This window comes from Mesorhizobium sp. BE184 (genome assembly GCF_031457045.1).
Classification (GTDB): Bacteria; Pseudomonadota; Alphaproteobacteria; order Rhizobiales; family Rhizobiaceae; genus Mesorhizobium.
In genome coordinates, this window is sequence record NZ_JAVDVU010000003.1 from 396,006 (window position 1) to 416,913 (window position 20,908).

The 20,908-nt window shown below is 63.0% G+C and carries 21 protein-coding genes; 7 read left to right on the forward strand and 14 right to left on the reverse strand.

Going from position 1 to position 20,908, the window contains the following annotated elements:
• The first annotated feature begins 10 nt into the window (after nucleotides 1–10).
• From J2X35_RS15565 to J2X35_RS15575, 3 genes are all read left to right on the forward strand, one after another.
• Nucleotides 11–1,087, forward strand: a complete 1,077-nt coding sequence (locus tag J2X35_RS15565) for an MDR family oxidoreductase (RefSeq protein WP_310187092.1) — start codon at nucleotides 11–13, stop codon at nucleotides 1,085–1,087.
• Nucleotides 1,088–1,129: 42 nt separating this feature from the next.
• Complete coding sequence (locus J2X35_RS15570; RefSeq protein ID WP_310187094.1) at nucleotides 1,130–3,382, forward strand: ATP-binding protein; 2,253 nt, start codon at nucleotides 1,130–1,132, stop codon at nucleotides 3,380–3,382.
• A 193-nt stretch (nucleotides 3,383–3,575) separates the two neighbouring features.
• Complete coding sequence (locus J2X35_RS15575) at nucleotides 3,576–4,412, forward strand: GNAT family N-acetyltransferase (protein ID WP_310187095.1); 837 nt, start codon at nucleotides 3,576–3,578, stop codon at nucleotides 4,410–4,412.
• A gap of 11 nt (nucleotides 4,413–4,423) precedes the next feature.
• On the opposite strand, the gene J2X35_RS15580 is transcribed toward J2X35_RS15575, so the two are convergent.
• Both J2X35_RS15580 and grpE read right to left on the reverse strand, forming a co-directional pair.
• On the reverse strand, nucleotides 4,424–5,056 hold the full coding sequence (locus J2X35_RS15580) for a trimeric intracellular cation channel family protein (RefSeq protein ID WP_310187098.1): 633 nt from the start codon (nucleotides 5,054–5,056) through the stop codon (nucleotides 4,424–4,426).
• Nucleotides 5,057–5,195: 139 nt separating this feature from the next.
• Entirely contained in the window at nucleotides 5,196–5,846 is a 651-nt protein-coding gene (grpE, locus tag J2X35_RS15585) for a nucleotide exchange factor GrpE (protein WP_310187101.1), read from the reverse strand.
• Nucleotides 5,847–6,065: 219 nt separating this feature from the next.
• Between grpE and J2X35_RS15590 the strand changes: the two genes are divergently transcribed.
• A complete protein-coding gene (locus tag J2X35_RS15590) occupies nucleotides 6,066–6,254 on the forward strand; it encodes a hypothetical protein (protein ID WP_056111811.1) in 189 nt (62 codons plus the stop codon).
• Between the two features lie 56 nt (nucleotides 6,255–6,310).
• Here the strand turns inward: J2X35_RS15590 and J2X35_RS15595 are convergent, their stop codons facing one another.
• From J2X35_RS15595 to cysG, 5 genes are all read right to left on the reverse strand, one after another.
• On the reverse strand, nucleotides 6,311–6,871 hold the full coding sequence (locus tag J2X35_RS15595; protein WP_310187103.1) for a DUF934 domain-containing protein: 561 nt from the start codon (nucleotides 6,869–6,871) through the stop codon (nucleotides 6,311–6,313).
• A gap of 75 nt (nucleotides 6,872–6,946) precedes the next feature.
• Nucleotides 6,947–7,711, reverse strand: coding sequence for a phosphoadenylyl-sulfate reductase (locus tag J2X35_RS15600; protein ID WP_056111808.1), 765 nt, complete (start codon nucleotides 7,709–7,711; stop codon nucleotides 6,947–6,949).
• A complete protein-coding gene (locus J2X35_RS15605; protein ID WP_310187104.1) occupies nucleotides 7,686–9,356 on the reverse strand; it encodes a nitrite/sulfite reductase in 1,671 nt (556 codons plus the stop codon). Before J2X35_RS15605 ends, J2X35_RS15600 begins: the two co-directional genes overlap by 26 nt.
• Nucleotides 9,357–9,400: 44 nt before the next feature.
• Nucleotides 9,401–9,706 (reverse strand): DUF2849 domain-containing protein, encoded by a 306-nt coding sequence (locus tag J2X35_RS15610; protein ID WP_056111801.1) that lies wholly within the window; start codon nucleotides 9,704–9,706, stop codon nucleotides 9,401–9,403.
• On the reverse strand, nucleotides 9,703–11,178 hold the full coding sequence (gene cysG, locus J2X35_RS15615; RefSeq protein ID WP_310187108.1) for a siroheme synthase CysG: 1,476 nt from the start codon (nucleotides 11,176–11,178) through the stop codon (nucleotides 9,703–9,705). Before cysG ends, J2X35_RS15610 begins: the two co-directional genes overlap by 4 nt.
• 358 nt (nucleotides 11,179–11,536) lie before the next feature.
• On the opposite strand from cysG, the gene J2X35_RS15620 reads away from it, so the two are divergent.
• Together J2X35_RS15620 and J2X35_RS15625 are read left to right on the forward strand one after the other, a co-directional pair.
• Complete coding sequence (locus J2X35_RS15620) at nucleotides 11,537–11,986, forward strand: host attachment family protein (protein WP_310187110.1); 450 nt, start codon at nucleotides 11,537–11,539, stop codon at nucleotides 11,984–11,986.
• Between the two features lie 160 nt (nucleotides 11,987–12,146).
• Nucleotides 12,147–13,973, forward strand: a complete 1,827-nt coding sequence (locus tag J2X35_RS15625) for a cation:proton antiporter (RefSeq protein WP_310187111.1) — start codon at nucleotides 12,147–12,149, stop codon at nucleotides 13,971–13,973.
• 23 nt (nucleotides 13,974–13,996) lie between these two features.
• Here J2X35_RS15625 and J2X35_RS15630 read toward each other — a convergent pair whose 3' ends face one another.
• The gene (locus J2X35_RS15630; protein WP_310187114.1) at nucleotides 13,997–14,749 is read right to left on the reverse strand and encodes an SDR family oxidoreductase; all 753 of its coding nucleotides are present in this window, start codon (nucleotides 14,747–14,749) and stop codon (nucleotides 13,997–13,999) included.
• Nucleotides 14,750–14,867: 118 nt separating this feature from the next.
• Nucleotides 14,868–17,111: a transglycosylase domain-containing protein gene (locus J2X35_RS15635; protein WP_310187116.1), complete on the reverse strand. Its 2,244-nt coding sequence runs from the start codon at nucleotides 17,109–17,111 to the stop codon at nucleotides 14,868–14,870.
• Nucleotides 17,112–17,435: 324 nt separating this feature from the next.
• Here J2X35_RS15635 and J2X35_RS15640 point away from each other — a divergent pair, with 324 nt between their 5' ends.
• Nucleotides 17,436–17,753, forward strand: coding sequence for a DUF982 domain-containing protein (locus J2X35_RS15640; protein WP_310187119.1), 318 nt, complete (start codon nucleotides 17,436–17,438; stop codon nucleotides 17,751–17,753).
• Between the two features lie 53 nt (nucleotides 17,754–17,806).
• Here the strand turns inward: J2X35_RS15640 and J2X35_RS15645 are convergent, their stop codons facing one another.
• From J2X35_RS15645 to sppA, 5 genes are all read right to left on the reverse strand, one after another.
• Nucleotides 17,807–17,953, reverse strand: coding sequence for a hypothetical protein (locus J2X35_RS15645; RefSeq protein ID WP_156459832.1), 147 nt, complete (start codon nucleotides 17,951–17,953; stop codon nucleotides 17,807–17,809).
• Between the two features lie 70 nt (nucleotides 17,954–18,023).
• Nucleotides 18,024–18,986, reverse strand: a complete 963-nt coding sequence (locus J2X35_RS15650) for an ornithine cyclodeaminase family protein (protein WP_310187121.1) — start codon at nucleotides 18,984–18,986, stop codon at nucleotides 18,024–18,026.
• Nucleotides 18,987–19,014: 28 nt separating this feature from the next.
• The gene (locus J2X35_RS15655) at nucleotides 19,015–19,350 is read right to left on the reverse strand and encodes a hypothetical protein (RefSeq protein WP_056111782.1); all 336 of its coding nucleotides are present in this window, start codon (nucleotides 19,348–19,350) and stop codon (nucleotides 19,015–19,017) included.
• 50 nt (nucleotides 19,351–19,400) lie between these two features.
• Nucleotides 19,401–19,685 (reverse strand): integration host factor subunit beta, encoded by a 285-nt coding sequence (locus tag J2X35_RS15660; RefSeq protein ID WP_056111776.1) that lies wholly within the window; start codon nucleotides 19,683–19,685, stop codon nucleotides 19,401–19,403.
• Nucleotides 19,686–19,764: 79 nt separating this feature from the next.
• Nucleotides 19,765–20,721, reverse strand: a complete 957-nt coding sequence (gene sppA, locus J2X35_RS15665; RefSeq protein WP_310187127.1) for a signal peptide peptidase SppA — start codon at nucleotides 20,719–20,721, stop codon at nucleotides 19,765–19,767.
• Nucleotides 20,722–20,908 lie beyond the last annotated feature (187 nt).

Genomic DNA, 20,908 nt, shown 5'->3' on the forward strand with positions numbered 1-20,908 from the left:
GGAGAGACCTATGTCCGACACGTTCAAAGCCATCCTCGTTTCGCGCGACGCGGACAAAAAGCAGTCGGTTGCGACCGTGGACCTTACCGAAGCCGACCTGATGGACGGCGATGTGACGGTTGAGGTCGAGGCGACGACGGTCAATTACAAGGACGGTTTGGCCATCACCGGCAAGGCGCCGGTCATCCGCCGCTGGCCGCTCATCCCAGGCATCGACTTCGCTGGCACGGTGCTTTCCTCCTCGCATCCGGATTGGCGCAAGGGCGACAAGGTCATCCTCAATGGCTGGGGCGTCGGCGAAACGCATCACGGCGCCTATGCGCAGCGCGCGCGGGTGAACGGCGACTGGCTGGTGCCGTTGCCCGAAGGCATGAGCGCGCACGAGGCGATGGCGGTCGGCACCGCCGGTTATACGGCGATGCTGTGTGTGATGGCGCTGGAGCGGCACGGCATTTCGCCGCATCGCGGGCCAGTCGTGGTAACCGGCGCCGCCGGCGGCGTCGGTTCTGTCGCCATTTCGATCCTGTCCGGGCTCGGCTATCATGTCGTGGCCTCGACCGGGCGCGAATCCGAAAAAGCCTATCTCATCGATCTCGGCGCGTCGGAGGTGATCACGCGCGACGAGTTGACCGGGCCGGTCAAGCCGCTGGCCAGGGAACGTTGGGCCGGCGGCATCGATGCGGTCGGCTCGACGACGCTGGCGAATGCCCTGTCGATGACCGCCTATGGTGGCGCGATCGCCGCCTGCGGGCTGGCGGGAGGCATGGATCTGCCGGCGTCCGTCGCGCCGTTCATCCTGCGCGGCGTCTGTTTGCTCGGCGTCGATTCCGTCATGGCGCCGAAGCCACTGCGGCTCGAGGCATGGCGGCGTATCCGCCAGGATCTCGACACGGCAAAACTGTCGGCATTGTCCACCACGATCGGCTTTAGCGGCATCGCCGACGCGGCCAGGGACATTGTCGACGGCAGGATCAGGGGGCGTGTCGTCGTCGATATGCGAGAGCGGGATATGCGCTTTTGCGGAGCCTCTTTCGTCGAAAACGGAACGACCGCTAAAATTGGAATGATCTGCCGAAATCTTCTCTAATCTCTCCGTATCAGTATGCCCGCTCACCGGCGCCAAGCCGGAATGGAGCCCGACCTGATCGAGTCTACAGAGGATGCGCAGCAGGAAGCGTCGGCCCGGCGTCGCATAGATGCGCCGCCGCTCGTCCCAGCCTTGCCGGCCGGACGCGGTGAAGGGCTGCCCTTCCTCACCTTTGTCGCGTTGCTGGTGCTGGCCGGACTTTCCTTCCTCTATGGTGCGCCGCTTTTCGTTCCCGTCGGCCTTCTCGCCATCGCCGCAGCCGGACTGGCGCTCCACATCCGATCGCAGGTGGCGGAGCGGCGTGCAGCCCTGCTGCTCGGTGATACGACGGCACGCAGCCAGGCGGAGATAGAAACGCTCGCCGACCGCATGTGGGAGATGCAGGAGAGCGACGAGCGGTTCCGCGGACTGATCGACGCGCTGGGCGATCTCGTTGTCCATCGCGACCGCAACGGCCGCATCGTTCATGCCAACCGGGTGTTCGCCGAACTGATCGGCGAGGATGCGCAATCTCTCCGCGACAGGACGCTGGCCGAACTCGGCATCGATGTCGGGCTGGTTCCGGACGCCGCCTTTTCCGATCACGAATGCCTGAGTTCGACAGATGTCGTCATTCGCACCAATGGCGGCCCACGCTGGTTCTCGTGGATCGAGCTTTCCGTCCGCGACAAGGAAAGCGGGGCGGTTTCGCACCGCGCCATTGCTCGCGATATCACCGCGCGCAAGCGCGCCGAGGCGTCGCTGATCAGCGCGCGCGAGCGCGCCGAATTCGCCAGCCAGGCAAAATCACGGTTTCTGGCAACCGTCAGCCACGAAATCCGCACGCCCATGAACGGCATCATGGGCATGGCGAAGTTGTTGGCCGATACCAGGCTTTCACCGGAACAGCGCACCTATGTGTCCGCCGTGTCGACATCGGCCAGCGCCTTGCTGGCGTTGATCGAGGACTTGCTCGATTATTCCAAGATCGAGGCCGGGCGTTTCGATCCCGAGCCGCAACCGATGTCGCCGCGCGAGATCGTCGATAATGTGGTGGAGCTTCTCGCCTCCCGCGCCTATTCCAAGGGCATCGGCCTTGGCTGCCTGGTGGAGTCCGACGTTCCGCTGATGATTTCGGCCGATCCCGGCCGAGTGCGCCAAGTGCTCCTCAACCTGATCGGCAACGCGATCAAGTTCACCGAGACCGGTGGTGTCACGGTCAGGATATCGCGGGTGTTCGAGCAAACGGGCGACCGTCTGCGGTTCACGGTTTCCGATACCGGGCCGGGACTGCGGAACGCCGATATCGACCGCATCTTCGAGGATTTCGAGCAGGCCGACACCACTTCGACAAGAGCCCATGGCGGAGCCGGTCTTGGGCTGGCTATTTCGAAGCGGCTGGTGACGGCCATGCAAGGATCGATCTCGGTCGCCAGCGCACTGGGGGAAGGGTCCGAGTTCGTTTTCGAGATACCGGCTACCGATCCCGTCGAACAGATGCAGGAACGCCGGACGCTTCTCGAGGGGCGGCGGATCGTTGTGCTGTCGCGCAACATGACCGAGGCCGAGGCCATTGCCGGAACGATCCGGGCGCATGGCGGAGTGGCCAGAATTGCCGCCACGACGGCCCAAGCAACTTCCATGAGCGGCGAATGCGACATGCTCCTTGTCGATGCAGCCGTGGAAGAGGACGACGGCCAGGTACTGACCCGCCTGCGTCAATCCGGCTTTTCGAACTGCGAGGCCGTCACGCTGATCGCGCCATCGGAGCGCGGCTTGTTGGGCGAATTCCGCGCCAATGGCTACACGACGTTTCTGGCGCGCCCGGTTCGCAGCGAGACATTGCTTCGCGTGCTTCTGGGCGGCAGCATGACGGCGAAGGCAATTGCCGAACCGCCGCGCATCCCGGTGTCAGGCGCCAGCCATCGCCATCCGAACCTGTCGGTCCTGATTGCCGAGGACAACGAGATCAACGCATTGCTGGTGAGATCGACGCTGCAGAAAGCCGGCTACGATGTGGACGTCGTGAACAATGGCCGGGCCGCTATCGATGCGGTGGTCAGCGCCGCCCGCCGCTACGACATAGTGCTGATGGACCTTCATATGCCAGTTATGGACGGCATGGACGCCATCACCGCGATACGGCGTCATGAGGAAGAAAGCGGCATGGCGCCAATGCCGATCATGGTGCTTTCCGCCGACAGCCAGGAGAAAACCCGCCATGCGGTTCTGGCTCACGGCGCCAGCGGTTTCATCACCAAGCCGCTCGACCCCGATGCGCTGATCCACGCGCTGCGCGAGCAGGTCGCAGCCTGATATTTTCAGTGTCGCGCCGTGCTCTTAGCCGGCAAGAAGCGTTGTTACTCACAGATTATCACGCTACTGTCATATTCCTATCGCACCAGCACCGTATCCCGCGCCGTGGAGGATGGCGCGATGGAGAACCGTTCATGCGTCGAGTTCACGATCTAGCCATGCCAACAAGCAGTCGTCCAAGCGGGAAGGCGCCGTGCTTACTCAGGTGAAGATAGACGAGATATCCGCCGGCTCGCGTCTGGGGCGCATCGGCAATCTTGAGGTGCGGCTGGCCCGCAACGAGGCTGAAATCGCGGCGGCGCAGGAAGTGCGCTATCGTGTCTTCTACGACGAGATGGGCGCGCGCAAGGACGACCTGCACGCGATGGACCGCCGCGACGCCGACCGATTCGACCCCGTGTGCGACCACTTGCTGGTGTTCGACACGAGCCTGGTCGGGCCGGAACACCGCCGCATCGTCGGCACATACAGGCTGCTGAGGCAGGAAACGGCATTTGCCGCCGGCGCATTCTATTCCGAAGACGAATTCGACATCTGCCATCTCATCGCGCGCCATCCGGGCAAGCGCTTCCTCGAGCTCGGACGGTCGTGCGTTCTGCCGGAATACCGATCCAAACGCACCATAGAGGCGCTATGGCAAGGAATATGGGCCTACATCAATCACTATGATGTCGATGTGATGATCGGCTGCGCCGCTTTTTCGGGTGTGGTTCCCAGTGCACATGCCGAAGCGCTCACCTATCTGAACCATCATTGCCGTACCGCGCCGGACTGGCATGTACGGGCGAGAGCGGACCGCTATCATCCCATGAGCCTCATGCCGATCGAGTCCGTGGATGCCAAACGGGCCATCCTGGCGATGCCGCCGCTGGTAAAAGCCTATCTGCGGGTCGGGGCGCGCTTCGGCGATGGTTGCGTCATCGACGATGAATTTTCCACGGTGGATGTCTATGTCGTGATGCCGGTGGCGCAGATCGGCGCGCGCTACGTCAATTACTATGGCGGGGAAAGCCCACGGCTGGCCGTATAGGGGGCCGTGCGTCAGGGAATATCCTCGGGACGCCGGCCAGGTCGGCTCCGGTATGCCGGGAACGACCAGCCGAATTTCAGCGCTCCGCCCCGCACCAGGAATGCGGCGGCAAACCCGATGACGCCCGAAACCGGCGAGGGCAGGGCCAGCGCATCGCCCAGCGTATAAAGCGTGGCTCCTGCCAGTGTGGCGCTCACATAAATCTCGGGTTTGAGCAGCACCGACGGTTCGCCGGCCAGAAGATCGCGCAGAATGCCGCCGAAGGTGGCCGTGAGCATGCCCGTGATGATGGAAACCGCGGGCGAGCCGGTTACGGCGAGGCCCTTGGACGCGCCCATCACCGCGAAAGCGGAAATGCCGATGGCATCCAGCCACAGCAGCAGCCTGTAACGGGATTCGACCCGGTGGGCGGTGAAAAACACGATCACTGCGACAGCGGCGCAAATCAGCACATAGTCGCGGTTGCCGACCCAGAAAACCGGCACGTCGAGGATCACGTCGCGAAGCGTGCCGCCGCCGATGCCGGTGATGCTTGCGAGGAACAGAAAGCCGATGATGTCGAGTTGCTTGCGCGAGGCGGCCAGCGCTCCGGTCGCCGCGAAGACGGCGACGCCGGCATAGTCCAGATGCGTGATCAGGTTCATGCGGGCCCGACAGCCGGAGTGCGACCGCGCCATAGGAACGCGCCGCCCCCGTCGTGGTCAAGGGCTTCCGCGCGCATTGCTGAAGGGTTGTACGAGCCGGGTTACGGGACGATTGCGCCGGCGCGGATGCCCCGACGTTCTACGCGTCTTTTTCAGCTTGCTCGTTGACGGGGCCGGGCTCCACCGATGCGGTGGATGGCTGCTTGGGGCCGCCCTTGGCGACGCCTACCATGGCTGGCCGCAAAACACGGTCGCCGATCGAATAGCCCGACTGCACGACCTGAACGACGGTGTTCGCCGGAACCTCTGGATTGGGCACCTCGAACATTGCCTGATGAAAGTTCGGATCGAATTTCTCGCCCTGCGGATCCAGCTTCTTCACGCCATGGCGTTCCAGTGTCGAAAGCATGGAACGTTCGGTGATCTCGACGCCTTCAATCAGGGATTTGAAGCCCACATCGCCGGAAGCCTTGGCCTCCTCCGGAATGGCATCGATGGCGCGCCGCAGATTGTCGGATACCGACAGCATGTCGCGGGCGAAATTGGCCACGGCATAGGCCCGCGCATCCTGAACGTCGCGCGCGGTGCGGCGGCGCAGGTTTTCCATCTCGGCTGCCGCACGTAAAGCGCGGTCCTTCAACTCGTCGTTTTCCTTCATCAGCCGCAGAAGCGCCTCGTAGTCGCCGTCGATACCGCCTTCGCTGCGCTCAGCGGCATCTTCAACCGCCTGCTCTTCAGCCAGTGTTCTTTCGTCCTTCGCGCGATCGCTCATCGGTTTCCCGTCTGTCATACAAACTGAATGATTGCGCCCGATATCGATGTTCGAAGGCCAAAAATCAAGGGGTAAAGCCGGGATGGAGGGCAATCCAACACCACCCGTGGAACTCGCAACAGATTACAAATTAAGTCAAATTTTACCGTGAATCGGCTTCCGACTTGTGCTTGTCGCCTATTAGGGGAACGATTCTACCGCTGGGTGAGTTCTCCAACCAACCACGAGGTAGAGACAATGAACGGCAACACACATGAGAGGGGGAGCAAGGTGGCCGCCGAAATTCGGCGTCAGGTACGCGACAAGACGAGCAGGCATCTTGCTCGCGTCATGCCGTCCTTCAGGGTGGTTTCGGACATTCCAGACCATCTGCAGGAATTGCTTGAGCGTCTCGACGGCATGGAAAGCAATTCACGCCGCGACTAGCAGCTCTTCAAACCCAACCAGCGTTACCAAAGTCGCCGCATACTCGACGACACCTGTCAGCCGATGGGTTTACGGCGCCAGGAATATTTGCCCGCCGCACCGGCAGGCTTCGCCGCCGGCTGATAATAAAGCGGCAAGCCGTCAGTGCGGCCTTCCTCCAAGCGCTTCAGCAACACCGGATTGACGATTTCGAACTCGTCGAAACCGACGCGGAGCATGTGCGGAAACTGATCGACCAGCACCTGGCCGGTGGCGCGCACGGCGCCCGTGAAGCCGTGACGGCTGCGCAACAGTTCCGCCTTTGAGAAGGACCTACCATCGGTAAAAGCAGGGAAGGCCAGCGCAACCAGGGACAATTGATCGAGCAGGCCGACGATCTTTCCAAGTTCGTCGCCAGGCTGCAACTGCACCCCGAGCCGCTCGCGCGCCGAGATGCGGACCTGCGGATCCAGGTCCAGAAAGGCCGCCAGAGGCAATATGAAACGACCGTTCCCGGCAAGCGCTCCGCTGCCCTCGGCATGTGTCCACTCATCCTCGCGAAAGCCCTCCTGCGTCCATAGGCGCGGCGCGGGCGGCACGTTGGTTTCAGCGTTGGCGTCGGTCATGAGGGCGAGCATATGGCCTATTCTTTGGCAAGTTTCCAGCCTGCCGCAGCCGTTCGAAGGGCCACGACAGGCGCAAGGTTCAAATTGTCAACGCGACGGGCCGGTCAGCGACTGCTCCAGCCCTGAGAGATGGATGCCGCATTCCGTCTTTGCCTGGCCGGCCCAGCGTCCGCTGCGCGCATCTTCGCCGGGCTTGACCGGCTCGGTGCAGGGAAAGCAGCCGATGGACAGATAGCCATAGGCGACGAGCGGGTTTTCGCGCAGCGCATGCGCGCGCATATAGTCGGCCTGATCGGCGGTGGTCCATTTCGCCAGCGGATTGATGCGGATGCGCGGGCCAACCGCCTCGAAGACAGGAAGCGCGGCCCGGGTCGAAGCCTGGAAGCGCTTGCGGCCCGTAAACCAGGCGCGATATGGCGCAACGCCGCGTGCCATAGGCTCCACCTTGCGAACGTCGCAACAGGCATCTGTGTCGGTCTCGTGCAGCTTGCCGGTCGGATCGATGCGCGCCAGTGCTGCGTCGTCGGGGGTCAGCACCTCGATATGCTCCAGTCCGAGATCGGCCGCCAGCGCATCGCGATATTCGAGCGTTTCGCCAAAATGCTTGCCCGTATCGAGGAAGAGGACCGGCAGGCTGTGATCGACCTCGGCAATCAGGTGCAGCAAAACGGCGGAATCGGCGCCGAAGGAGGATACCGCGGCAATCTCGCCAGCGAAAAGCTCGCGCACGGACCGTTCAATGACCTCGCGCGCATCGAGATGCCCATAAAGTGCCTCGAATTGGGCGGCCTGGGCGACAGCTCCCGCCTCGGCGGATTCGATCCGGTCAAGCGGCCTTGGTTTCGCCAGCATAGAGCGCCTCCTTGAACGGTGCGAGGCCGATCCGGCGATAGGTGTCGATGAACTTCTCGGAAGGATCGAGCCGGATCGCCAGGTAGGTATCGACAATTTTCTCGATGGCGTCGGTAATCTCTTCCGGCTCGAAGCCGCGTCCAACGATATCGCCGACGCTGGTGTTCTCGTCGGCGGAACCACCCAGCGTCACCTGGTAGAGCTCGGAACCCTTCTTCTCGACGCCGAGGATGCCGATGTGGCCGACATGATGGTGACCGCAGGCATTGATGCAGCCCGAAATCTTGAGCTTCAGCTCGCCGATGTCACGCTGCCGCTCCAGCGAAGCGAAGCGCCGTGAAATGTCCTGCGCAACCGAAATGGAGCGGGCGTTGGCAAGCGCGCAATAATCGAGGCCAGGGCAGGCGATGATGTCGGTGATGAGGTTCGAGTTGGCCGTCGCCAATCCGATCTCGACCAGAGCATCGTAAACAGCCTTGAGATCGGCGCGCGCCACATGCGGCAGGATCAGGTTCTGCTCATGGCTGACGCGCAGTTCATCGAACGCATATTTCTCCGCAATGTCTGCGACCGCCTCCATCTGCTCGGCAGTTGCGTCGCCCGGGACTTCGCCGATGCCCTTCAGAGATATCGTTATCGCCGCATAGTCGGGATGGCGGTGGGTGACGGCGTTCTGGTCCAGCCATTCGCTGAAAGAGCGCGAATCGAGCCGCGCCAGTTTCACTGCATCGTCGCCGTCGGGGCGGTCGAGCAGCGCCGGCGGCGCGAAATAAGCGTCGATGGCCTTGATGTCGGCTTCGGGCAGCTTCAATTCGCCGTCCTTGAGCGCTTCCCACTCGGCCTCGACCTGACGGGTGATTTCATCAGCCCCCGTCTCGTGGACGAGGATCTTGATGCGCGCCTTGTATTTGTTGTCGCGACGCCCGTAGAGGTTGTAAACACGCAGGATCGCGGTGCAGTAGGACAGCAGGTGCTCTCCCGGAAGGAAGTCGCGAATTTTCTTCGCCACCATCGGCGTCCGGCCCTGGCCGCCCCCGACATAGACCGCGAAGCCAAGCTGGCCATCGGCATTCTTCTTAAGATGCAGGCCAATGTCGTGCGTCTGGATTGCGGCGCGGTCGCGTTCCGCTCCGGTAACGGCAATCTTGAACTTGCGCGGCAGGTAGGAAAATTCCGGATGCACCGATGACCACTGGCGCAGGATTTCCGCATAGGGGCGAGGATCGGCGACTTCGTCGGCGGCGGCGCCGGCGAAATGATCGGCGGTGACGTTGCGGATGCAGTTGCCGCTCGTCTGGATGGCGTGCATCTCGACGCTGGCCAGATCGGTGAGGATGGCCGGCATATCCGAGAGCGCCGGCCAGTTGAACTGGATGTTCTGGCGCGTGGTGAAATGGCCGTAGCCCTTGTCATATTTGCGGGCGATATGGCCGAGCATACGCAGCTGCTTCGAATTCAGTGTGCCGTAGGGCACTGCGATGCGCAGCATATAGGCGTGCAACTGCAGATAGACACCGTTCATCAGCCGCAGCGGCCGGAACTGGTCTTCGGTGATCTCGCCGACAAGGCGGCGCTGGACCTGGTCGCTGAACTGGGCGACCCGGGCCTTCACAAATTCATGGTCGAATTCATCGTATCGGTACATTGCGTTTCGTCTTTCCGGGCGCGTCCGCCCGCTGGCTTGTCTTTCTAGGCTGCAGGCACGGATCCATGATCCGCTTGCTTGCCGAGATCGAGGCGATTGGTTGGGCCGGCGGCACGGATTCTTTCACGCAGGCGCAGCGGCTCGATGACACCGTCCACCACGTTTACATCGACCAGATTGATGTCGATGGCGACATTGTTGGCGAGCGCGGCGGCGCCGATGGCCTCCAGCCTTTCCTCGGCCGCCTTGTCGTCGGCTAGATCGGCCTTGTCGATGGTTTCGAGCCAGGCGCCGTTGCCATACCAGACAGCTTCGCCGTCTGTCAGGCGGTTTCCGGTGAGGATCTTCATCGGGCTTTTCCTTCCGCGGCGCTGACCAAGGCTTCGTCCTGCCCGAATACAGTTGGCTTCTGTGCGACCAGCGCCTCGGAGCGATCGAAATTTGCGCCGGCGACAGCATCACCGATGATGGTCATGACGGGTCCGCTCAGATCGCGGCGCGCTTCCAGCGAGGGCAAATCGGCCAGCGTGCCATGGAAGCGGCGGCGATTGGACAGGCTGGCGTTTTCGACCACCGCCACCGCCGTGTCGGGCGAAAGGCCTGATTCGATCAGACGCCCCGCGACTTCGGCGGCAACCGAACGACCCATATAGACAGCAACGGTGGCGCCGGAAATGGCAAGCTTTGCCCAGTCGGGCAGCGTGCCGCCCTTCAAGTCATGGCCGGTGGTGAAAACCATCGACGAGGTGACGCCGCGCAGCGTCAGCGGCAGTTCGAAATCCGCGGCGGCGGCGAAGGCCGCGGTGACGCCCGGCACGACCTCGTAGGAAATGCCGGCGTCGCGCAACGCGGCCATTTCCTCGCCGGCGCGGCCGAAGACGAGCGGATCGCCGCTTTTCAGGCGGACGACACGCCGGCCTTCGCGGCCAAGGGCGACCAGCAGCGTATTGATCTCGGACTGGCTCTTGGAATGGCAGCCCTTGCGCTTGCCGACCGGCATGCGCTCGGCATCGCGACGGCCCATGGCGACGACCGCTTCCGGCACCAGCGCGTCGAAAACGATGACATCGGCATCCATGAGCAGGCGCTGCGCCCTCAACGTCAGCAGGTCTTCCGCGCCGGGGCCTGCGCCGACCAGCGCGATATGACCCACAGCAGGCGTCCTGGAAAGGAGCAGTTCGGTTGCGGCGTCATGCGCAAGCGAAAGGTTTCCCGCAGCGACGGCCCGCGCCGTCGGCCCGCTGAAGAAATCCGACCAGAAACGGCGGCGAGGATTGCCCCTCGGCAACAGTGTTTCGGCGGCATCTCGGAACGAGGCAGCGAGTCCGGCCAGCGCGCCGAGCGACGGCGACAGCATCTGGTCTATTCGCGCGCGGATCATCTGGGCCAGGACCGGGCCAGCGCCTTCCGTGCCGATGGCGACTGCCAACGGCGCGCGGTTGACCAGAGCGGGCGTGAAGAAATCGCAGAGTTCCGGCCGGTCGACCGCGTTGACCGGGATGCCCATGCGGCGCGCGTCGGCGACGATCCTTGTGTCCAGCGTCTCGTCGGCGGTGGCGGCAAACACCATCACCGCACCTTCAAGATGCTCGTGCGCATAGTCGGCCTCGACGTGGACCGCGCGGTGCCGGGCAATGAAATCGAGAAGCGCCGGCTCAGCGTTCTTGGCGACGATCCGCAGGCTGGCGCTCGACTGGCCGAGAAGCCGGGCTTTCGCCAGAGCTTCGTCGCCGCTGCCGACGATCGCCACCACTTCTCCCTCAACCCGCATGAAGATGGGGAAGGCGTTCAGCCTGGGCTTTTCCTGGGACTCATGCTGCATTGCAAAATCTCGTTCTGGCGAGCAGTTCTACCGGCAAGCGTCTTCATGCAGAAGGAACGCACTCGCGCACCCTTCCGGTGTAGGCAATCGATTTTCTGATTGCATAAAAAGACGGAGAAAAACATTCCAGAACACGGCCTGGGGTGGATTTTCATCCCCCATGCGAGGCCAAGCCGCGTGTTTGTAGCCCTAAGCCACGAGAAGTCCAAAACATGCGGTGCTAATTTCTATTAGATTAGTAGATTAAATTGGTCCCTTCCCATCACGTTGCGCCAACGCCGCGCACTCGGGCGGAACATTCCTGCTCGCGCCGACGTTGGGACCCGGGCGGGTTGCGCAGCGTTCGAAAGGAAGTGTCATGGAAAATATCGTGCTGAAGCATGGACTTTGGGTGGTCGTGGCGGATGGCGAAAAGGCGCTCTTCCTGAAGAACGAAGGCGACGCCAGGTTTCCCGATTTCAAGGTGGCGACCGAGATGACGCAGGAGAATCCGGCCACGCGCGAGCAGGGTGTCGAACGGCCGGGCCGCCACAGCGATGGACCTTCATCACACAACAGCGCCTATGAGGAGACGGATTGGCACCGCCTCAGCAAGGAGCGCTTCGGCGAAGAGATCGCGGAGCGCCTTTACAAGCTGGCGCATCGCGGCGAGTTCGAGGAGATCGTACTGGTGGCGCCGCCGCAGGTTCTGGGCGCAATGCGCAAGAAGTTGCACAAGGAGGTTTCCGACAAGGTCAAGGCGGAGATTGTCAAGACGCTGACCAACCAGCCGGTCTGGGATATCGAGCAGGTCCTCAAGGCGGCGTGAAGCCGAAACAGCCACCGTATCGGCTTAAATTCTAGCAAAACCCTCAAGTTTAACGTCTTTCAAGGGTTGCGCGCCCCCCGCACCGTCTACCATATTGGCGGGAGCGGCGGGGTTCCGTTGCGCATCCCACATCAGTATTTTGAAAGGCGCTCCATAGACAATGCCGCATGACACGCCCCTTATCGCCACAATAGTCGCCGGTCTGGGGCTGGCATTCGTCTTCGGCGCGATCGCAAACCGGTTCCGCATGCCGCCGCTGGTGGGCTATCTCATCGCTGGCATGCTGGTGGGCCCCAACACGCCCGGCTTCGTCGCCGACCAGGGGCTGGCGCTGGAGCTGGCCGAGATCGGCGTGATCCTGCTGATGTTCGGCGTCGGCCTGCATTTTTCATTAAAGGATTTGCTTTCCGTTCGGGCTATCGCGGTGCCGGGCGCTGTCGTGCAGATCGCCTTCGCGACGGCGCTTGGCGCTGGCCTAGCCTGGCTGCTTGGGTGGACGATGGGCGCAGGGCTGGTTTTCGGACTGGCGCTTTCCGTCGCATCCACCGTGGTGCTTTTACGCGCGCTGCAGGAGCGGCGGCTGATCGAGACCGAGCGCGGCCGCATCGCGGTCGGCTGGCTGATCGTCGAAGACCTCGCCATGGTTCTGGCGCTGGTGCTGCTGCCGGCGCTGGCGGGAGTGCTGGGCGGGCAGGAAGCGGACGCCGCGCATGCCACGGGTGGGCTGTTTTCGCTGCCCGCGGATTACGGCATCTGGGGCGTAGTCGGCCTGACGTTGCTGAAAGTTGCCGCGTTCGTCGTGGTGATGCTGGTCGTCGGACGCCGGGTCATTCCATGGATCCTGCACTATGTCGCGCATACAGGCTCGCGCGAGCTTTTCCGGCTTGCGGTGCTGGCGATCGCGCTCGGAGTCGCCTTCGGCGCAGCCCATCTGTTCGGCGTTTCACTGGCGCTGGGCGCTTTCTTCGCTGGCATGATCATGAGCGAGTCCGAACTCAGCCATCGCGCCGCGGAAGAGTCTCTGCCACTGCGCGATGCCTTTTCCGTGCTGTTTTTCGTCTCCGTCGGCATGTTGTTCGATCCGACCAGCTTGCTGGCGCACCCGGCACCCATCCTGGCGACGCTGTTCATCATCGTGATCGGCAAATCGGCGGCGGCATTCCTGATCGTGCTGGCTTTCGGCCACCCGCCGGCGACCGCGCTGGTGATCTCCGCCAGCCTGGCGCAGATCGGCGAATTCTCTTTCATCCTTGCCGAGCTCGGGGTTGGCCTCAATCTGCTGCCGGAAGAAGGCCGCGACCTGATCCTGGCCGGCGCAATCCTCTCCATCGTCCTCAATCCGGTGATGTTCGCCGCCATCGACCGCCTGAAACCATGGCTGGAAAGCCGCGCCCCCGCGAAAGAACCAGAGGCCGCGGCAAGGCCCACGGGGCCGGCGACCGCACCCGGCATGGTCGCCGCAACGGCCGCTTCGGCCAAGCTGTCCGAGGACGGTCCGCCGCCGGCGACGAACCTTTCCGGCCATACGATCCTGATCGGCTATGGCCGTGTGGGCAGTCTGGTGGGGACGGCGCTGAAGCTGGCCGGACGGCCATTCCTGGTCATCGAGGACGCGGACAAGGTGCTGGCGCAGTTGAAGCTCGCTGGAATAGAAACCGTTTCTGGCAACGCCGCGCGCGGTGATGTTTTCGCCGCCGCCAACGCCGCGGGCGCCGAGCGGCTGATTCTGGCCATACCGAACGCATTCGAGGCCGGCCAGATCATTCTGCGCGCGCGGGCCGCCAACCCGGCGATTTCAGTCATTGCGCGGGCGCATTCCGATGCCGAGGTCGAGCATCTGACCGGGCTCGGGGCGGATACGGTGATCATGGGCGAGCGCGAAATCGCGCGCGGCATCGTCGAGACGGTGCTGAGCGGCAGGGCCGAGCCGGCGCTCGTGGGCGAGGAGGATAAGCCCGCGGTGCCGCAGACGTCGCTCACAGCGTAGTCTTTGAGGCCAGCCAGCGTTGGCTATACGTGCTGGCCGCCATTGATATGGATTTCCGAGCCGGTCACATACGAAGCCTGCTCGGAGCACAGGAAATAGATGATGTCGGCGACTTCCGCCGTCGCGCCGAGCCGCCGCAACGGGATGGTCTCGACGATCTTGTCCGTGCCGGGCGACAGGATGGCCGTGTCGATCTCACCGGGAGCGATGGCATTGACTCGAATGCCATGCGGGCCGAAATCATGCGCCATCTCGCGGGTCAGCGAACCCAGCGCCGCCTTGGAGGTCGCATAGGCGGTGCCGGCGAAAGGATGCACGCGGGTACCGGCGATCGAGGTGACATTGACGATAGAACCCTTTGCCGCCGCAAGTTCCTTGAACAGCCCGCGCGCCAGCATGATCGGGGCAAAGAAATTCACCTGAAACACATCGCGCCAGACATGCATCGGCGTATCGATGGAGTCCATGCGGCTGTTGCCGTCCTTCAGCTTCGGCGAAATGCCGGCATTGTTGACGAGGGCGTGAAGCTGGCCGCCATTGACCTCAAGCCGATGACGTATCTCTGAAACCGCGACGCCAACATCTTCGGGGTCGGCGAGGTCGACCTTGATGTGATCCTCCGGGCCGGCCGGCCAGGGGCAATTGTCGGCGAATGCCTGTCGCGAACAGGTGATGACCCGCCAGCCCTCGCGGGAGAAGCGCTTGACTGTCGCATGGCCGATGCCACGGCTGGCGCCGGTCAGCACGATCGTCTTTCTGGTGTCGGTCTGCGTCATCGCTGTCTCCAGCGATGACATGTAGCGGAAGCGTGCGGCTGTAACCAGACCTGCGACAGATACCAGCAGGTTCTTCCTGAACGGCGTCCGAGCCCGTTATGCCCTCAGCTGCGAGGTCTCAGCCGCCCGACAGGATGTCGAGGATGGAGGTCTGCCGCTTCTTCAGCGGTCCGCCGACGTCGCCGGGCGGCACCGGCCGGTTGATCGAGGCGGTCGGCTCATCGTCATCAGGCATGCCGAAACCGCCGCCATCGACCGAGCGCGCGGGTCTTGGGGCGCGGCGCGGCTGTGCTGCCGCATCCTGCTGCGCGCCGACATCCGCCTGCGGGACCATTGCCGGCGGCAGCTTGCCGGAGGGGTCGCTGCGCACGATGGTGTCGGCGGGCGGCGACGATTTCCAGGCTCCCGGCAGCGGCGCGACAGGAACGCCCTTGTGCGCCGCCATCATGAATTCATGCCAGGCCTGCGCCGGCAACGCGCCGCCGGTAACGCGCTTCATCGGCTTGCCGTCATCGTTGCCGAACCAGACGCCGGTGGTGAGGTTGGCGGTATAGCCGACGAACCAGGCATCGCGGGAATTCTGGCTGGTGCCGGTCTTGCCGGCCGAAGGCCAGCCGAAAGCGGCTTTCCGGGCGGTGCCGATCTCGACCGTTCCGGTCATCATCGAATTCATCATGCCGACCACTTCCGGCCGCACGACGCGTGGCGCGCTGCCGCCGTCATTGGCGTAGAGCAGCTTGCCCTCGGTCGTCGTCACGCGGCGGATGAAATGGATTTCAGGCCGGTAGCCGCCATTGGCGAAGGGCACATAGGCGGAGGTCAGCTCCAGCGGCGTGACCTCCGAGGTGCCGAGCGCAATCGACGTGTTGTTCTGCAGGTCGGACTGGATGCCCATGCGGTGCGCGGCCTCGACCACGGCATCCGGCCCGACTTCCATCGTCAGTTGCGCCGCGACCGAGTTCAGCGACTTGGCCAGCGCCGTCGCCAGCGTGACCTTGCCGAAATACTTGCCGTCGAAATTCGCTGGCGTCCATTTGCCGATCTTGATCGGCGCATCGTTGCGCACGCTGTCTGGGGTGCGGCCTGCCTCCAGCGCAGCCATGTAGACGAACGGCTTGAAAGCCGAACCCGGTTGGCGACGGGCTTCCGAGGCACGGTCGAACTGGCTGGTGGAGTAATCATAGCCACCGACCATGGCGCGCACGGCGCCGGAATTGTCGATCGACACCAGCGCGCCCTGGCTGACGTCGAGTTTCTTGCCCTTCTCGTCGATCAGCCGGCGGATGGAGTCCTCGGCGAGCTTCTGCAGGTTGAGATCCACCGTCGTATCGACGACGATATCGCTGCGCACATCGCCGATAAGGTCGGGCAGTTCCTCCATAACCGTGTCGGCGACGTAATTCTCGGACCCCGTCCAGTAGGAAGCGGCGCGCGTCGCCGGCGCACTCATGGCGCGGGCCAGTTCCTTGTCGCTGACCATGCCTTCGTCCTTCATGGCTGCGAGGACGAGCTGGGCGCGCTCCTCGGCAGCCTTGGGATCGCGGGCAGGCGACAGGCGCGATGGGGCCTTCAGCAGACCTGCCAGAAGTGCGGCCTCGGCCAGCGTCACGTCGCGCGCGCTCTTGCCGAAATAGCGGCGGGAAGCGGCTTCGACACCATAGGCGCCCGAACCGAAATAGACCCGGTTGAGATACATTTCGAGGATCTGGTCCTTGGTGTGCTTCTGCTCCAGCCAAAGGGCGAGCAGCACTTCCTGGACCTTGCGTTCCACGGTGCGGTCGGGCTTCAGGAACAGGTTCTTGGCCAATTGCTGAGTCAGCGTCGAGCCGCCCTGGGTGAAGCGTGCGCCCATGACGTTCGTGACCATGGCCCGGGTCAGGCCGATCGGGTCGATGCCGAAATGCGAATAGAACCGCCGGTCCTCGATGGCGATGACCGCTTGGGGGATGTAGGGCGACATTTCATGCAGACCGACAGCCTCGCCGCCACTCATGCCACGATTGGCGATCAGCTGGCCATCGACGGAAACGATCTTGATGTTGGGCGAGCGGTCCGGGATCGACCATGTCGTGGCGGCCGGCATTTTCGCGCCATAGTAGACGACGATGCCGGCGGCGGCGATGCCGCCCCAGATGGCGAGCACGAAGCACCAGTAGAACAGGCGGCCGAACAGACCGAACAATCCGCGCCTGCTGCTGCCACGACGGGAAGACCGGGCCTTGGACTTCTTGCGCTTGGCGGGAGATTTCCGATTTGACGGCACGACGCGGTCCTCCTCCCGCACCGAAAAGCCGCTCGACGAACCAGTCCTTGAAGGACCGTCGAAGCTCGGCTCGATGCGTCTGTCCCTGCGGTTCGCCATGCGCCCTTACGTCCCTGTGCCGATGGCGTTCCGGGTGAAGACTAGATGCGGCGGTTTAAGGGCGGGTTAAGCCCGCCGAGGCCTCAGCCGTCGAAGATTCTTTCCACTGCCATGGAACTGCTGCGCCGGCTCGACGTTCTGCCGGGCGATCCTTTTCCATTAGGATCACGGACATGTCCCTCCATGTCCCGACGGCTCGCCCGCAAAGGCGGGCCGTCGCTCGGTTGCCGTTTAATCTTTCTGAAAATTTTCTGGAACTGGCTGTCGTTTTGAGAGTTTAATAGGGTTGTCTCTTAAAAATAAAAACTTCGGGAGGCCTTGCCTATGGATCGCCTGCAGTTCTTCTCGCCGGTGCGTGTATCACTCGGCTCCGGTCACCCTGTCCAGGAAATCGACAGTGTCGCCGGAGCAACTGTTTTCCTGAGGAATTGGCCTGTCGGCAGGCGGGGCCCTGTTTATCTATGCGCCGTGAACTGCTGCGCCGCGGCCATGAATGGCCAGATGAGCGCCGAGGAGGCTCGTAAGTCCTTCTCGAGCTTTGCGCGGATCACAGGTCTTTTGAGGGATCGGGCGCAATCCCCTATCGGCCGGGACGCCTATCGCGGGGCCCCGCAAAACCGGCCGGCAAGCGAATCCCAATAAGCTGATCCAAAACGCTGAAGGACGTGTTTGACCGCCTCCTGAGCGGCCGGCCGTCAATTTTTCTGAATCGAGATGCCGCTGTCGTCGATTTTCAACTCGACGCCTTCAGGTTTTTGTTCTTCCCGGTAGACATAGATGCCGAGCGCGATGACCGCGACAATCAGCGCGCCGATCACGGCATAAAGACCATTGCGGTTCATGAGAGTGCTCCAGGGACGTGACATCGGTCGGTGCGCGGTCGGCTTGTGAAGCCGCGCCGTCAGGCTGCATCTATCTGAGAGCCTCATAGACGGCAATGCCCGCGGCGAGGTCTTCAAGGGCCGCGCCGACAGATTTGAACAGCGTTATCTCGGCGCCGCTTTCCCGTCCCTTTTTCTCGCCACGCGCCAATTCGGCGAGATCCGCGACGATCGCCTCTGGTGCAAGCACTCGGGAAGCGAGAGGCTGGACGATGTCGCCGGCTTCCCTGGTGGCTCCGGCGCGGGTATCGACATAGACGCGGGCGCGGCGGATCGCATCGTCATCCGCCTCGCGCATCGCCGGCGTGAAACCGCCGACCAGATCGACATGCGCGCCGGGCTTGAGCAGCGCGCCCCTGACGAGGGGGGTTGCCGAAATGGTCGCGGAGGAGACGATGTCGGCCCCGGCCAGTTCGGCGTCGAGATTCGTCGCAACCTCGGCTGAAAACCCGTCAGCCCGCAGGTCATCGACGATCTTTTCCGCATTGGCCGGCGTGCGGTTCCAGATATGGATGGAGGTGATCGGCCGCATCGCGGCGTGAGCTCTGGCGAGAAAGGGCGCCAGCGCGCCGGCGCCGATCACAAGCAGCCGCGAGGCATCCCCGCGCGCCAGATAGTCGGCGGCCAGCGCCGAAGCGCAGGCCGTGCGCCACTGCGTCAGCCTCTGGCCATCGATCAGCGCCTGCGGTTCGCCTGTCGCGCCGTTCAACAGCAAATAGAGACCCATCACCGCCGGCTTTCCGACTGCATTGTTGTCTGGCGAGACGGTGACGATCTTGACCCCTATATGGCCGTCCTTTGATGCTTCGGCATTGTCGAAATCAGTCCATGCCGGCATCAGCAGAAGCGTCGAGCCGGATCCGGGCGGGCGCTCGATCGCATGATGGTGCCGGACGGGCTGCACCGCTCCCTCGCGGAAGGCGGAGCGCAGGGTTTCGACCAGGCCCGGAAACGTCAGCGCCCGGTCGACCTCGGCGGCCGAAATGGTCAGCATCAGGATAATCCGTCGTGCAAGCGCGCGCCTATGGTCCGTTCGGCTTGGGCAAAGCCGGTCCTTGCGCCACCGGTGGACGGGCGGCGACTGCCTGGCGCAGGTTTTCGGCCTCAACGCCGCGCTGGCGCGCCAGCTTGCGGTAGCGCCCCTGCCGGATCCAGGTCGCCATGCTGCCGATGACCATGCCGAGCGCAATCGCGGCGAACAGGAAGATGAACAGCGGCAGGGTCACGGTGAGGGCCGGATTACCGGGATTGAACGGATCGATGGTGAAGGCAACCAGCTCCCGGTTCGCCACCGCCAGCGCGATCAGGATGACCGCCAGCGGCACGAAGACGACGATCAGCAGGAAGCGGTTGAACATGGTAGCGTTGTCCGGGCTGCGTTTCCGGTTGGGCGCGGCGATTGGCGGCGTTATTTGCCGCCGTTCAGCCGCTCGCGCAATTCCTTGCCGGTCTTGAAGAACGGCACCCACTTCTCCTCGACCTCGACCGATTCGCCGGTGCGCGGATTGCGGCCGGTGCGCGCTGGCCGGTTCTTGACCGAAAAGGCGCCGAAGCCCCGCAATTCGACACGATTTCCATCGGCAAGGGCATCGGTAATCTCGTCGAAAATGGCGCCGACGATATTCTCCACGTCGCGCAGAAACAGGTGTGGATTGCGTGTCGCAATGATTTGCACAAGCTCGGATTTGATCATGCCGACGTTCCCCGTGAAAACGATGAAGTCAAAATTAGGAGGATGATTTTATTCGGTTTTTCATTCTATCGAACGGAATTCAAGGGTGCCAGACCGAGACGAGACCGTCAAGGAACAAGCGATCCATGCCAAGTTCGCGCGCCAGGTCACCGCTGTATTCGGGCAAGCCGAGAGCCTTGGCGATTGTCTGGGTCAGCGCCTTGGAGAAAAGGAAGCCGCCGCGGCTCTCCGTATTCTTCCATTCGACCACCTTCAGCTTTTCGTCGACGCCTTTGGTCGCCAGCCAGTCGATGGCTTCCTGCTCGCCGCCGACGGCATCGATCAATTTGTTGGTGAGCGCCTGCCTGCCGGTGAAGATGGAACCGTCGGCCAGCGCCAGCACCTGCGGCCGCGTCATCGACCGCCGCTCGGCGACGATGCCGACGAACCAGTCGTAGCTGTCGAGGATGAGCTTGCGAACCATGTCGCGTTCCTCATCCGTCGTCGGGTTGAAAGGCGAGGGTTCCGCCTTCAGCGGCGACGACTTCACTTCTTCCAGCTTGACTCCGACCTTTTCCATCAGACCCGTCACGTCGGGAAACTGGATAAGGACGCCGATCGAGCCGACAATCGAGGATTTGCGCGCGACGATATGGTCGGCGGCGCTGGCGATCATATAGCCTGCCGAAGCGGCAAGCGTGCCAACCTGGGCGACGACCGGCTTGTCGCCGGCGAGCTTGCGCACCTCGTCATAGATCGATTCGCCGCCCGCGGTGGTGCCGCCGGGCGAATCGATAGTCAGGATGACGCCCTTGACGCTTTTCGATTCGCGGATTTTTTCCAGCCGCCCGATCAGTTCCTCATCTTCGGTGATCGTGCCTTCGATCTTCACCTTGGCAATGTGGTCAACGGCCGAGCCGCCCATATCTTCTCGGTAGAACCAGAGCGCCAAGGCGAGGACGCCGGCGGCGGCGACGGCCAGCGCGGCCACACGCCAGAAGGTGAGTTTGCGCCGCAAGCGGCGTCGGTCGATCAAATCTTCGGCTCTGATTGTCATAACAGCCTCGTGTCTGCGCAAGCTGCTGCTTTTAGAGCAACCGCCAGCCGCTCGCCACCGCTTTCCTGAAAAGGCCGGTCTTGAAGGTGGCCTTGACGGAAATGCCGTGCGGGCGTTCACTGGAAATTAACCTTGGCTGGCTGTTTGTGATCGCGCGCGACCATGAAAAGCGTGTCTCGCCAGTCAG